Raw genomic sequence first — 12,365 nt, 5'->3', positions numbered from 1 at the left:
TCGTCAGCCGCGGTCGGCCGCGAACCGCTGCGCGAGGGACGCTAGCTCCGAGCGAAACGCCCGAACGTCGACGCCGCGGTCGTCGCGGAACGGTCGGCCGCGCTCCTCTCGGGCGATGGACTCGAAGACCCCGTCGCGCAGAGCGTCGACGGTCGCCGGTCGGCCCTCGCGTTCGAGTTCGCTCGCGATTCGTTCGAAGCGGCTGTCGGTCGCGTATCGCCGGGCCAACTCCTCCGCGGGCGCGTCGACCAGGGGCGCGTCGTCGGTCGCTTCGAAGTCGGGGTGCACCAGTTCGGCGCGGCTCCCCGTCTTGTTCCGGAGGACGACGCCCTTCGCCGGCCCGTCGTACCAGTTCGACCGCGGAACCTCGTAGGCGTCCGGGTCGAAGTCGACCGCCCGCACCTCCTTTTCGAACGCGTTCACCGGCGCGAGACCGAGTCGGCGGAATATCCCCTCGACGGCGTCCGGCGGGAGGAATCGCTCGTCGACCGCCGACCAGACGTCGACGCCCAGAAACGAGGGCGTGCGCTCCCAGTCGTAGTCGATGTCGCGTCGGTGGGTCGCCACCCCGAGGAAGACGATAGCCTCGACGCCGTCGACGGCGGTTCGCAGCGCCGACCGGTCGAGGTTCTCGCGGACGCGTCGGGCGGCGTGCCGGTAAGCGGGCGGTATCTCGTCGGCGTCGTACGTTCGCCTTCGGTCGCCGAATCGAATCGCGCCCGACTCCCGCAACCGAAAGCGAACGCTCGCCCCGTCGATCAGTTCCTGAATCCAGAGGTGTCCGCTCTCGAACAGTTCGGGCGGCGCATCCTCGACTCGCGGACTCGGTGGAAACGTCTTCACCTGCGCCTATCGTCGCCCCGTCCTCTTAACGGTTGGAGAGCGCTCCGGTTCGGCGTCCCGCGTCGTCACAGTCGGTCGACGCTAGCCGACGACCGTTTCGGCCGAAGACGGCGAATCCGCGGGGGAACGCGCCGGTTCCGGACCAACCGCCGGGCGCGGCGGGGCAGCGTCCGCGGGGCGGTGCCGCTCACGAGTACCCATCGGCCGACGAGAACCGTCACGCACGCGTTGAAGAGACCGACGAGGAGGAGGTCGGTGCTGACGAACACGACGAACAGTCCCGTCAGCAGCACCCGGACGCTCAGCGCGAGCGAACCGACGACCGCGGCGGCGGTGAGCAGCGCCCTCGTCCGGCCGTAGTCCCGTCGCATATCCCCGCGTTCGAAGTGGATCGGAGAACGCGCGGTGACGGTCGCCTTCAGATCGTCGACGCCCACTCGCGGCGGCGGCGATACTATCGTCGAGTCGTAACAGCGTGCGAGCGACTCTCGACGGCGGCGAGTGCGTCGCAGCATTCGTCCGCGGATAGGTGGCGGGGTGCCTTCAAAGTCCGTCAGACGGAAGGCAGACGCCGGGCAAAAGAATTAGCGTGGAGCGCCACCGACGACGACTCGATGCCCGACGACCGAGAAGACCTGTTACAGCGACTGAACGAAATGCAAGCGGTCGACGGTCTCGATTCCGAAACGCGGGAAATCATCGGACTCCTCGGCGGAACGATTCGCTCGCTCGGCGCGGAAATCGACGACCTCCAGCGACGGGTGGCGGAGTTGGAGGAGGCCGTCGACGAGGACGACGACCGGCGAAAACGAATGTGGTACTCGGAGCGAGACTCGTCGGAGTGAGGCGACCCCGTCGAAGGGTCGTCCCCGCGAGGGGACGGTGCGACCGCACCGTCCCCTCGCCGGAGCGGCGCGACCGTCTGCGAACAGTGGGGTTTTGTTCGTCGGTTCGCTACGGTACGGTAATGAGCGCTCTTCGCGTCGTCGAACGACCCGCGTTCCTCCCGTCTCCCGCCCCTCGCGTCGGCGCTCGTCGGGCGGTGATGCGACCGTGATGCCGTGGGGTCACGCCGCGTTCGGCTACGTCCTGTACTCGCTCGGACACCGCCTCGCGACGCGGAAGCCACCGACGGCCGCCGCGGTCGTCGCGGTGCTGTTCGGAACCCAACTGCCGGACTTGGTCGACAAACCGCTCTCGTGGGGGCTGCACCTCTTCCCGCAGGGCTACTCCGTCGGCCACTCGCTGTTCGTGGCGATTCCGGTCGGACTGCTCGTCCTGCTCGTCGCGGCGCGGCGCGGGCGGTCGACCGTCGGCGCCGCGTTCGCGGTGGGTTACTGGTCCCACCTGCTCGGCGACATGCTCCTGGCGATTCCGAAACAGGACGTCGCGCCGCTCGACCGCGTCCTCTGGCCCGTCGTGACGCTCCCGCCGTACGACCACGAGACGACGCTGTTCGGCCGGATCTTCGACGTGCTCGGCGCGTTCGCGCACTCGCTGACGGCGAAACAGCAGTTGGTCTTCCTCGGCGTCTACTCCGCCCCGTACCTGTTCGCGTTCCTCCTCTGGCTCGTCGACGGAGCGCCGGGGGTCGGCGAACTTCGACGCGCCATCGCCGGCGAGTGACGGCACCTCTCCCGCCGACTCACGCGCCGTCGAGGCGCTTTTGCCACTCCTGTACCTTCGACATCAGCTCTATCGGCGAGACGTCCGCGACCTCCGTCCCGGCGAGTTCGTCGAGCACGGATTCGGTCTCCGGGTCGAGCGCCGGCGCGGAGTCGGCGGACGCGCCGGCACCCGCGTCGTCGGTTCGCCGAAGTTCGCCGCTCCCGAGGTCGAAGACGGCCTGCACGGGGTCGCTCGACCCGCCGCCCTTCGCCTCGATGGCCTTCTCCTTCCGCAACTTGTCAAGCACGTCGCGCGACCGTTCGACCACGGGGACGGGAACGCCCGCGAGGTCGGCGACGTGGATGCCGTAGGAGCGGTCGGTCGGTCCCTCCCGAACGGTTCGGAGGAAGGTCACGTCGCCGCCCCGTTCGTCGGCGGCGTCGGAGCTCCGATTCCGACCGGCGGACGGCGGTTCGCCGTCGACGGCGACGTGGACGTTCTCGACTCGGGGGAGGTGGTCGGCGAGGGTCGTGAGTTCGTGGTAGTGGGTGGCGAAGAGCGTCTTCGCCCGAACCTCGTTGTGCAGGTACTCCGTCGCCGCCCACGCGATGGAGATGCCGTCGTAGGTCGCGGTGCCGCGGCCGACCTCGTCCAGGATGACGAGCGAGTCCTCGGTCGCGGAGTGGAGGATGTTGCTCAACTCCTGCATCTCGACCATGAACGTCGAGCGTCCCTGCGCCAACTCGTCCAGCGCGCCGACGCGGGTGAAGATGCCGTCGACCAGCCCCACGCGCGCCTCGCGCGCCGGGACGAAGCTGCCGACCTGCGCGAGCAGGGTGATGAGCGCCACCTGCCGCATGTACGTCGACTTCCCCGACATGTTCGGCCCGGTGACGATGAGGAACTCGCGGTCGTCGTCCATCCGCACGTCGTTCGGGACGAACTCGGTCGTCTGCTCCACCACGGGGTGTCGTCCCTGCCGGACGTCCAGCCCCGACTCGGCGAGTTCCGGGCGCACCCACCCGTTCTCGACGGCGTGCACCGCCAGACTCGCCAGCACGTCGAGTTCCGCCAGCGTCCGCCCCACGTCCTGCAGGAGTTCCGCGCGGTCGGCCACGCGCGCCCGGAGTCGCCGGAACAGGTCGTACTCCACCTCCCCCCGGCGCTCTTCGAGGCGCAGTATCTCGCGCTCTCGCTCCCGGAGTTCCTCGGTGACGTACCGCTCGGAGTTCTTCAGCGTCTTGATGGCCTCGTACTCGTCGGGGACCTTGCCCGTCTCCGACTTCCCGACCTGCAGGTAGTAGCCGTCCGTCTTGTTGCGGTCGACCTGCAGGTGCGCGATGCCGGTTCGGGACTTCTCGCGCCCCGCGAGCGCGTCGAACCACTCCAGATTCGACTCGTGTTCGTCGATTATCCCGTCCAGTTCCTCGTCGTAGCCCCGTTGGAACAGGCCCCCCTGCGTGACGGTGTTCGGCGGGTCGTCCGCCAGCGCGTCGGCCAACTCTCCGCACAGGGCGGCCGCCCGCTCCCTGTCGGGTCGCGCCGCGAGGTCGGCGAGGGGCGAACTCGCCAGCGAGGGCGCGTTCTCGATGGCGTCGGCGACCCTCGGGAGGACGGCGAGGCTGTCCCGAACGCGGAGCAGGTCGTGGGCGTCCGCGCTCCCGGAGGCCGCCTTGCTCGCCAGTCGTTCGAGGTCGTACGCCTCGGACAGCGCGTCCCGGATCTCCTCGCGGGCCAAGGCCGACTCCGCGAAGGCGGCGACGTTCGACTGGCGTTCGCGGAGCAGGTCGAGCGACCGCCGGGGGCGCTGGAGCCACTCCTTCAGCAGGCGGCGACCCGCGCTCGTCCTCGTGTGGTCCACGGTGTCGAACAGCGACCCCTTCCGGTCGCCGTGCATCGTCTCGGTGAGTTCGAGGTTCCGCTGGGTCGTCGCGTCGAGTTCGACGTGGTCGTCGGCGCGGTACGATTGGAGGCGCGTCATCGACCCGAGGACGCCCGCACCCGTCTCCTCGACGTAGGAGAGCACCGCCCCCGCCGCGCGGACCTCGGCCCCCTCGTCCGAGTCCAACCCGAGGCTCGCCAGCGTCTCCTTCCCGAACTGCTCGCGCGTTCGGTGGGTCGCCCTCCCCGGCGCGAAGGCGTTCGCGTCGTGCACGGACAGGGAGGCGTCGGTGCGCGAGCGCACCCGTTCGAGGAACGAATCGTCGTTGCGAACCTCCGGGCCGGGCAACACCTCCGCCGGGTCGAACCGATACAGCTCCGTCAGCGCCCGGTCGTCGGCGTTCGGGCCGAAGACGGCGGTGACCAGAAATCGCCCCGTCGTCACGTCCGCGAAGGCCAGTCCGTAGCCGTCATCGACGCGGACGACGCCCGCGAGGTACCGGGCGTCGGCGGACGCGGTTTCGAGGAGCGTGCCGGGCGTCACGACACGCGATATCTCGCGGGCGTGGCCGTTCTCGGTCTCGTGCTGGTCGGCGACGGCGACCCGATAGCCCCGCTCGACCAGTTGTTTCAGGTACGGCGTCAGCTCGGAGAGCGGGACGCCGGCCATCGGATAGCTGCTGCCGTGGCTCGACTTCTGCGAGACGTTCAGGTCGAGCACGTCGCCGACGAGTTCGGCGTCGTCGGCGAAGAACTCGTAGAAGTCCCCGACCTGCATCGTCAGCACGTCCGCGTCCGTCTCGGCCTTCAGCGAGAGGAACTCCCCGACGATGCCGCCCTCGCTCACGGCGGACACCCCCGGAGACGGGCAACCGAAATCATGTACGGAGGAAGTTCGAGCGCGGATAAAACGGTGTGGATTCCGCGGCGGCGGTCGCGTCCCGCTCGGACGAAATCGGTCGCTATCGTCGGTCGTCCACGACCGCGGCGAGTTCCTCGACGGCCGCCTTCAGCGAGTCGATGTCGTCGTCGAACCGGGCGAGGAATTCCTCGGCCCGGTCGGTCGTAACCGCGCCGTCGTCGGTCGGTCGCAACAGCCCCGCCGCTTCGAGTCGCTGGAACGACCGCCTGACTCGGTGCTTGGGGTAGTCGGTGAGCGTGGAGGCGTGTCGGGTGCCGAGCGGTTCTTCCGCTTCGACCAGTTGGAGGAGTTCGACCGCTCGGGCGACGAGCGCGAGTTCCTGCTGCAGTCCTTTGAGCACTCTCTCCGAATGACGACGGGTCGGTCAAAAATGTTACTTTTCGGGAAATCCGCGTCGGAGCGACGCGCGGAATCGCGCGTTCGACCCCGCGGCCGCCACCGTTTTGCTCCCCGCCGACGTTTCCCGCCGGTACGTGGTTTCCGTGGTTCCTCGGTCGCGGCGCGAACTCGGCGTTCGGTTGATGGGGTTCGCCGTCGTCGGCTTCGCGCTCGTTCTCGTCGTCAGCGCCGCCGTCGCCCCGCCGATTTCGAACACCTCCCTGCGCGACGCCGACGCCGAAACCGTCGTCGGCGTCCAGTCCACGACGACCAAGGGCCGCATCGCCGTGCTCGACGCCGACGGACGGGAGCGCTGGGACTACGGAAACGCCACCAGCTATCACGACGTGTCCCGGCTTCCGAACGGCTCCGTCCTCGCCGCGTTCGCCGCGGACGGCTACAGCGACTGCGGCCGGTACGACGCTCCCTGCGCGCGGACCGGCGTTCGAATCGTCGACCCGACGCCCGAACCGCACGTCGTCTTCGAGCGGTCGTTTCCCGTTCGAACGAGCCAGGACAGCGAGGTTCACGACGCCGAGTTCCTCCCCAACGGTGAACTGCTGGTCGCGGACATGGACAGGGAGCGCGTGTTCACGGTCGCGCGGAACGGGAGCGTCGCGTGGCAGTGGAACGCGAGCGAGTTCTACGACGCGCCGCCCGACCCGACGAGGACCGACTGGCTCCACATCAACGACGTGGACCGAATCGGCGACGGGCGCTACCTCGTCAGCGTTCGGAACGCGAACCAACTGGTCGTCGTGGAGCGCGGCAAGGGCGTGGTCGAGGTGATAAACGAGAACCGCGACCCCACGGTGCTCAACAGGCAACACAATCCGCAGTGGCTCTCCGAGGACGCCGTCCTCGTCGCCGACTCCGAGAACGACAGGGTGGTGGAACTCCACCGGGAGGGCGGCGAGTGGCGGGTCGCGTGGCAGGCGCGCGGCGCGGGCGGCATCGCGTTCGACTGGCCCCGCGACGCCGACCGCCTGCCGAACGGAAACACGCTCGTCACCGACAGTCGGAACAACCGCGTCGTGGAACTCAACGAGTCCGGGGCGATGGTCTGGAGCGCCCGCGTCCCCACGGTTCCGTACGAGGCCGACCGCGTCCCCGGCGAGTATCCCGCCGGAGCGCCCTACGACTCGGGCGGCGACTTCGGCGAGCGGCCGACGAAACTCCCCGTCTTCGGCTACCTGCTCGCCAGCGCCCGGCACGTCGTCGAACTCCCCTACTGGCTGGCGGGGTGGCACCTCGCGGTCGGCTCCGTCGCGTCGCTGACGTTCCTCGTCGGACTCGCGCTGTTCGTCACCGGAGCGGAAAAAGGGGCTGAGTGAGCAACCACAGTTCCCTCCCACGAACGGGTCGTTCCTTCGAGTATGGCACTCCGAGAGATAGACCACCTGTCCGACGAGATGGCCGACTGCGTAGACAACTGTTTCGAGGCGGCGCAAGCCTGCGAGTGGTGCGCGGACGAGTGCGCCGGCGAAGGCGAGGAGATGGCCAAGTGTCTCCGGCTCTGTCGGGACGTGGCCGACCTCGCCACCCTCCACGCCCGGTTCATGGTCCGGAACTCGAACTACAGCGAGGAGCTCGCGGAGGCCTGCGCGGGCGCGTGCGAGGAGTGCGCGGAGGAGTGTTCGCGCCACGACGCCGAGCACTGTCAGGTCTGCGCCGACGTGCTCGAAGAGTGCGCCGAGAGCTGTCGCACCATGATCGCGTCGTAAACCGGTCGCACCGGTCGAATCGCCGATTCTCCGCTTCGCGGTCGATGCGCGGTTCGAAGCCCGACCGTTTCTCAGAACAGTAATGTCGTTCCGGTCGCGTCTCCGAACTATGACCGACGAGTGCGAAGCGTGCGCCGACCGCGAAACCGGGGAAGACGACCGCGAGGAACGCGGCGAAGGTGACGGCGACCACGATGCGCACGACCACGTCCTCCCGCTCGAAAACCTCCGGTATCCGGAGTTCGTCTTCGAGGAGGGCGACATCGCCGCCGACGGGTCGTTCGACCTCGGAGCCGACCTCGACCGCGAGGGGATGGCCGACTGGCTCTCCGACCTCGCCGGCGGGATGGCGAGCCACGACGTCGCGGTCGAATCGCCGGAGGGCTACGTCACGTTCGGCGTCGGCGCGTCCGGCGTGCGGATGTCGTTCGACCCCGGCGAGGACGGAATCGGCGACCTCGAGGTGACGTTCGAACTGCGAGCGAAACCGATGTTCGTCGCGGACGACCCGGAGAAGCCGAAGGTCGGCGCGCGCGGCGGAAAGGGGTTCGTCCCCGTCGAGATGCTGACGACCGACCGCGAGACGTTTCGCTGTTACAACTGGCTGGACGACTGAGTCAGGTCACCGCCTCCGCCAGCAGGGCCAGACTATCGTCCTCGGGGGCGTCGGGGACGCTCAGCATGAACGACTCGATGCCGACGTCCTCGTAGCGCTCCAACTGCGCGCGGACGTCCTCGGGCGTCCCGACCAGCGCCGTGTCGAGGTATCCCGCGAGGAAGAGTTCCCGGGGCTCGCTCGGCTCGTCGGGAAGGAACCGGTCGGCGAACCCCTCGCGCTTTCGCTCGGCCGCCTCGCGGTCGTCGGCGACGAACGCGAACAGCTCCGCGGACTTCGTGATATTCCGGTACCGCTCCTCGGTTTCGCAGTGGTCTCGGAGCACCGCGAGTTTCTCCGCGAACCCGTCCGGGTCGAGGGTGCCGTAGTTCCACCCGTCCGCGAGTTCGGCCGCGTACCGGAGCGTGAACCGCTCGCCGCCGCCGCCGATCCAGACGGGCGGGTGCGGCTCTTGGACCGGTTCCGGCCGACAGAACGCCCCGTCGAGGTCGAAGTGCTCCCCGCGGTGGGTGTACGTCTCGTTCGTCCAGAGCCCGCGCAGCACCTCGACCGTCTCCCGCAGCCGCCGGATTCGCTCGGCCGGCGGTTCGCGGAACTCGTAGCCGAACCGCTCGAACTCCGCCTCGTACCACCCCGCGCCGAGGCCGAGGTCGAGGCGACCGCCGCTCGCGCGGTCGACGCTCGCGGCCATCTTCGCCAACAGGGACGGGTGGCGGTACGCCTGACAGGTGACGAGCGATCCGATTCGAATGCGTTCGGTCGCCTCCGCGAGCGCCGACAGCGTCGTCCAGCACTCGTAGGCGTCCCGCTCCGGGTCGCCGATCCACGACTGGAGGTGGTCTTCGAGCCAGACGCCGTCGTAGCCGTACCGCTCGGCGTCGGTCGCCGCGTCGCGGATGGCGTCGTAGTCGCGACCGTACTGCGGGAGGATGACGCCGACGTCAGCTTCCATCCTGACCCCCCAACGCCGAGAGCACCGCGAGCGTCCGGCGCTGTAGCGTCTCGTCGTCTTCCGCCAGCAGTTTCACGATGGCTTCCTTCCCGACCTCGCCGCGGTCGATTATCGCCACGGGCGTCTCGCCGGCCGACTCGAACGCCGTTCGCGCGCCCCACTGCATCGTGCTCCCCTCCCGCGCCTTCACGCCCTCGGGCTCCGCGCCGCGGTCGAACTCCGCTATCTCGCCGTTGAGCGTCGAGAGCGCGCGCTCCACGTCGTCGTCGAATCGGCAGTTGACGGCGAACCGCAGGTCGGGGTCGAATTCGCGCGCCGCCAGCAGGAACCGGGCGACGTGGCTCGACGCGCCGAAGCGAACGCCGCGGTTCGGGTTCACGCCCGACATGGTCCTGGTGATTCGGCCCTCGACCGCGGCGGTTTCGCCGACCCGCTCGGCGTAGCGCGTCGCGCCGACGACGTTCATCCCGACCTCGGGTACGAGGTCGCTCACGTCTCGCTCGACGAACGACCGGACGATTCCCTCGACCGCCTCCGCGGTGGGGTGGCGGTCCGCCCGCTCCCGGAGCGCGGCGAGGTGGTGGACGGACCCCGGCCCCTCGCCGACGTCGAGCGGGTAGCGCACCGCGCGCTCCATGAACCCGGTGGCGGCGGCGACCGCGTCGCGAAGGTCGTCGCCGTGGGCCAGTCGGGCGGCTATCGCGCTCGCCAAGGTGCACCCCGACCCGTGCGTCGCGTCCGTCTCGACCCGGTCGTGTTCGAAGATTTCGATGTCCTCGTCGGTCACCAGCACGTCACGGACCGTCGCGCCGGGGACGTGGCCGCCCTTCACCAGCGCGGCGTCGGCGCCGAGGTCGAGCAGCGCGTCGGCCGCTTCCCGCGCGCTGTCGTCGTCTTCCGGCAGCACGCCGGTCAACACCTCGGCTTCGTCGGCGTTGGGCGTCACGAGTGCCGCGCGCTCGAGCAGCGACTCGTAGGCTTCCTCGCCCGCCGAGTCGAGCAGTCGGTCGCCCGACGCGGCGACCATCACGGGGTCGACGACGACCGGCGCGTCGAGGGATTCGACTCGCTCCGCGACGCTTCGCACGACCGGTGCCTCCGCGAGCATGCCGGTCTTGACCGCCCGAACGTCGAAGTCCGAGAGGACGGCGGAACACTGCGCCTCGATCTCCTCGACCGGGAGCGTGAACGCCCGTTCGACGCCGCGCGTGTTCTGGGACGTGACGCTGGTGATGACGCTCGTTCCGAACGCGCCGTGGGCCTCCATCGTCTTCAGGTCGGCCTGAATCCCCGCCCCGCCGCCGGAGTCGCTTCCGGCGATGGTCAGCGCGACGGGCGGTTCGACGGGCCCCGGTTCGCGGGTCATTCCAACCGCCCCATGAACTCCTCGAACGTTCCCCAGAAGGGATCGACGTCGGGATGTTCGATTCGCTCCCCGTCGACGGTGACGCCATCGCCCTCGCTCACCTCCCCGATGTCCGCGGCGGGAACGTCGGCGTCGGCCAGCGCGGCGAGCACGTCGTCGGCGTCATCGGGCGCGACCGAGAGCAGGAGCGTCCCCTCGCTGATGGACGACCACGGGTCGATGTCGAAGAACTCGCAGGCTTCCAGCACGCCCGGCAGAATCGGAATCGGGTCGCGGGAGACGTCGAGGCGGACGCCGCCCGCGCGGGCCATCTCGACCAGCGCGCCGTGAACGCCCCCTTCGGTCGCGTCGTGCATCGCGGTGACCGCCCCGGCCTCCGCCGCGACGAGCGCGTCCTGCACCGGACTCATGTCGTAGAACCGGTCTTTCGCCTCTTCGACCGTCTCGTCGGGCAGTTCGAGCAGTTCCTCGAACTGGATGGAGAGCAGACCGATGGCCTCCACCGCGGGCCCCTTCGTGACGAGGACGCGGTCGCCGGGCAGCGCCCCGTCGGGGCGGACGACGTCCTCGGGGTCGCCGACGGCCATCGCGTTCGCGCCGCCGACCATCGGATAGTTGCAACCGGCGTATCGGGCGGTGTGACCGGTGACGATGCTGACGCCCAACTCCCGGGCCTCCCGGTCGAACGTCGTCCAGACGGTCTCGAACTCCTCGTCCGTGATCTCCGGCGGGAGGTTGAAGTCCACCGCGAGGTGCGTGGGGCGCAAACCGCTCACCGCCACGTCGCTCATCAGGATGTGGAAGGCGAACCACGCGGCGCGCTCGAAGCCGAGCGAAGGCATGACGAAGACGGGGTCCGTCGCCGTCACGACCGCCTTCTCGCCGACTTCGAACACCCCGAAATCGACGCCGTGTTGCGGCCCGAGCGTCACGTCGTCGCGCTCCGCCCCGAGGTGGGGGTAGATGTACTCCTCGAAGAACGCTCTGTCTACTTTGCCGAGGTTGCTCATGTGCGGGTTTATTACCCGGTAGTACTTACCAGTGGTGTTCACTCCCGGTCTGCGTACTCGGCGAACACCTGCCACGAGGGGTCGACGTCGGGATGTTCGATTCGGCTCCTATCGACGTACACACCATCGCCCTCGCGCACCGTACCCATTTCGGCCGCCGGAATCCCGGCGTCGGTCAGCGCCGCGAGCACGTCGTCCGCGTCCTCGGGCGCGACGGTCAGCAGGAGGGTTCCCTCGGTCGTCGATTCCCACGGGTCGATGTCGAAGAACTCGCACGCTTCGAGCACCCCCGGCAGGACGGGCGCGTCGTCGTGCGACACGTCGAACCGAACCCCCGCGGCCCGCGCCATCTCGACCAGCGCGCCGTGGATCCCGCACTCCGTGGCGTCGTGCATCGCGGTGACCGCCCCGGCCTCCGCCGCGACGAGCGCGTCCCGGACCGGACTCATGTCGTAAAATCTGTCCTTGGCGCTCTCGACGGTGTCTTCCGGGAGTTCGACGTGCTCCTCGAACAGCGTGACGAGAAAGCCCGCGGCCTCGACCCCCGGCCCTTTGGTGACGAGGACGCGGTCGCCGGGCCGCGCCCCGTCGGGCCGCACGAGGTTCTCGCGGTCGCCCACCGCGAGCGTCGTCGCGCCGCCGACCCACGGATAGCGACACCCCGAGTATCGGGCGGTGTGACCGGTGACGACGCTGACGCCCAACTCCCGGGCCTCCCGGTCGAACGTCTCCCAGACGGTGGCGAATTCCTCGTCCGCGATTTCCGGCGGGAGGTTGAAGTCCACCGCGAGGTGGGTGGGACGCAAACCGCTCACCGCCACGTCGCTCATCACGACGTGAAAGGCGAACCACGCGGCGCGCTCGAAGCCGAGTTCGGGGAGGAGCGAGAGCGGATCGGTGGCGACGGCGACGACCCGCCCGCCGACCTCGATAACGCCGAAATCGACGCCGTGCCGGGGTCCGAGCGTCACGTCGTCGCGCTCCGCCCCGAGGCGGGGATAGATGTGCTCGTCGAAGAAGTCGCGGTCTACCTTCCCGAGGTCGGTCATACTCGGGCTATCTCCC

Annotated in this window: 13 protein-coding genes; 5 read left to right on the top strand and 8 right to left on the bottom strand. The window is 69.3% G+C overall.

Annotation, left to right across the window (positions count from 1 at the left end):
- Positions 1-3: 3 nt before the first annotated feature.
- Both LIX00_RS06550 and LIX00_RS06545 read right to left on the bottom strand, forming a co-directional pair.
- Positions 4-843 carry an RNA ligase family protein gene (locus LIX00_RS06550; RefSeq protein ID WP_227355397.1) on the bottom strand — a complete coding sequence of 280 codons (840 nt, stop codon included), beginning with the start codon at positions 841-843 and terminating at the stop codon, positions 4-6.
- Between the two features lie 65 nt (positions 844-908).
- Positions 909-1,358 (bottom strand): hypothetical protein, encoded by a 450-nt coding sequence (locus LIX00_RS06545; RefSeq protein ID WP_227355396.1) that lies wholly within the window; start codon positions 1,356-1,358, stop codon positions 909-911.
- A gap of 99 nt (positions 1,359-1,457) precedes the next feature.
- Here LIX00_RS06545 and LIX00_RS06540 point away from each other — a divergent pair, with 99 nt between their 5' ends.
- Both LIX00_RS06540 and LIX00_RS06535 read left to right on the top strand, forming a co-directional pair.
- A complete protein-coding gene (locus LIX00_RS06540; RefSeq protein WP_227355395.1) occupies positions 1,458-1,688 on the top strand; it encodes a hypothetical protein in 231 nt (76 codons plus the stop codon).
- Between the two features lie 211 nt (positions 1,689-1,899).
- Positions 1,900-2,469 carry a metal-dependent hydrolase gene (locus LIX00_RS06535; protein ID WP_227355394.1) on the top strand — a complete coding sequence of 190 codons (570 nt, stop codon included), beginning with the start codon at positions 1,900-1,902 and terminating at the stop codon, positions 2,467-2,469.
- A gap of 19 nt (positions 2,470-2,488) precedes the next feature.
- On the opposite strand, the gene mutS is transcribed toward LIX00_RS06535, so the two are convergent.
- A complete protein-coding gene (gene mutS, locus LIX00_RS06530; protein WP_227355393.1) occupies positions 2,489-5,179 on the bottom strand; it encodes a DNA mismatch repair protein MutS in 2,691 nt (896 codons plus the stop codon).
- 115 nt (positions 5,180-5,294) lie between these two features.
- Positions 5,295-5,594 (bottom strand): hypothetical protein, encoded by a 300-nt coding sequence (locus tag LIX00_RS06525; RefSeq protein ID WP_227355392.1) that lies wholly within the window; start codon positions 5,592-5,594, stop codon positions 5,295-5,297.
- A gap of 133 nt (positions 5,595-5,727) precedes the next feature.
- Between LIX00_RS06525 and LIX00_RS06520 the strand changes: the two genes are divergently transcribed.
- The 3 genes from LIX00_RS06520 to LIX00_RS06510 all read left to right on the top strand — a co-directional run bounded on the left by LIX00_RS06520 (position 5,728) and on the right by LIX00_RS06510 (position 7,972).
- Complete coding sequence (locus tag LIX00_RS06520; protein WP_227355391.1) at positions 5,728-6,966, top strand: aryl-sulfate sulfotransferase; 1,239 nt, start codon at positions 5,728-5,730, stop codon at positions 6,964-6,966.
- Positions 6,967-7,008: 42 nt separating this feature from the next.
- Positions 7,009-7,356, top strand: coding sequence for a four-helix bundle copper-binding protein (locus tag LIX00_RS06515; protein WP_227355390.1), 348 nt, complete (start codon positions 7,009-7,011; stop codon positions 7,354-7,356).
- A 109-nt stretch (positions 7,357-7,465) separates the two neighbouring features.
- Positions 7,466-7,972 (top strand): hypothetical protein, encoded by a 507-nt coding sequence (locus LIX00_RS06510; protein WP_227355389.1) that lies wholly within the window; start codon positions 7,466-7,468, stop codon positions 7,970-7,972.
- Between the two features lies 1 nt (position 7,973).
- Here LIX00_RS06510 and LIX00_RS06505 read toward each other — a convergent pair whose 3' ends face one another.
- The 4 genes from LIX00_RS06505 to LIX00_RS06490 are packed head-to-tail and all read right to left on the bottom strand — an operon-like array spanning position 7,974 to position 12,349.
- Positions 7,974-8,924 carry an LLM class flavin-dependent oxidoreductase gene (locus LIX00_RS06505; RefSeq protein WP_227355388.1) on the bottom strand — a complete coding sequence of 317 codons (951 nt, stop codon included), beginning with the start codon at positions 8,922-8,924 and terminating at the stop codon, positions 7,974-7,976.
- Positions 8,914-10,290: a bifunctional hydroxymethylpyrimidine kinase/phosphomethylpyrimidine kinase gene (gene thiD, locus LIX00_RS06500; protein ID WP_227355387.1), complete on the bottom strand. Its 1,377-nt coding sequence runs from the start codon at positions 10,288-10,290 to the stop codon at positions 8,914-8,916. The genes LIX00_RS06505 and thiD overlap by 11 nt, the downstream gene beginning before the upstream one ends.
- Positions 10,287-11,300 carry an AIR synthase family protein gene (locus LIX00_RS06495; RefSeq protein WP_227355386.1) on the bottom strand — a complete coding sequence of 338 codons (1,014 nt, stop codon included), beginning with the start codon at positions 11,298-11,300 and terminating at the stop codon, positions 10,287-10,289. The genes thiD and LIX00_RS06495 overlap by 4 nt, the downstream gene beginning before the upstream one ends.
- A 38-nt stretch (positions 11,301-11,338) precedes the next feature.
- Entirely contained in the window at positions 11,339-12,349 is a 1,011-nt protein-coding gene (locus LIX00_RS06490; protein WP_227355385.1) for an AIR synthase family protein, read from the bottom strand.
- Positions 12,350-12,365 lie beyond the last annotated feature (16 nt).

The organism is Haladaptatus salinisoli, from assembly GCF_020614375.1.
GTDB classification, from domain to species: domain Archaea; phylum Halobacteriota; class Halobacteria; order Halobacteriales; family Haladaptataceae; genus Haladaptatus; species Haladaptatus salinisoli.
The sequence above is the reverse complement of the archived record's forward strand: the minus strand, read 5'-3'. Positions and strand labels throughout refer to the sequence as shown.

Excerpts from the sequence above, each read along its gene's own strand:
- LIX00_RS06510 (WP_227355389.1), top strand. The coding sequence starts at position 7,466 with ATGACCGACGAGTGCGAAGCGTGCGCCGACCGCGAAACCGGGGAAGAC.
- LIX00_RS06505 (WP_227355388.1), bottom strand. The coding sequence starts at position 8,924 with ATGGAAGCTGACGTCGGCGTCATCCTCCCGCAGTACGGTCGCGACTAC.
- thiD (WP_227355387.1), bottom strand. The coding sequence starts at position 10,290 with ATGACCCGCGAACCGGGGCCCGTCGAACCGCCCGTCGCGCTGACCATC.
- LIX00_RS06515 (WP_227355390.1), top strand. The coding sequence starts at position 7,009 with ATGGCACTCCGAGAGATAGACCACCTGTCCGACGAGATGGCCGACTGC.
- LIX00_RS06540 (WP_227355395.1), top strand. The coding sequence starts at position 1,458 with ATGCCCGACGACCGAGAAGACCTGTTACAGCGACTGAACGAAATGCAA.
- LIX00_RS06495 (WP_227355386.1), bottom strand. The coding sequence starts at position 11,300 with ATGAGCAACCTCGGCAAAGTAGACAGAGCGTTCTTCGAGGAGTACATC.
- LIX00_RS06545 (WP_227355396.1), bottom strand. The coding sequence starts at position 1,358 with ATGCTGCGACGCACTCGCCGCCGTCGAGAGTCGCTCGCACGCTGTTAC.
- LIX00_RS06490 (WP_227355385.1), bottom strand. The coding sequence starts at position 12,349 with ATGACCGACCTCGGGAAGGTAGACCGCGACTTCTTCGACGAGCACATC.
- LIX00_RS06535 (WP_227355394.1), top strand. The coding sequence starts at position 1,900 with ATGCCGTGGGGTCACGCCGCGTTCGGCTACGTCCTGTACTCGCTCGGA.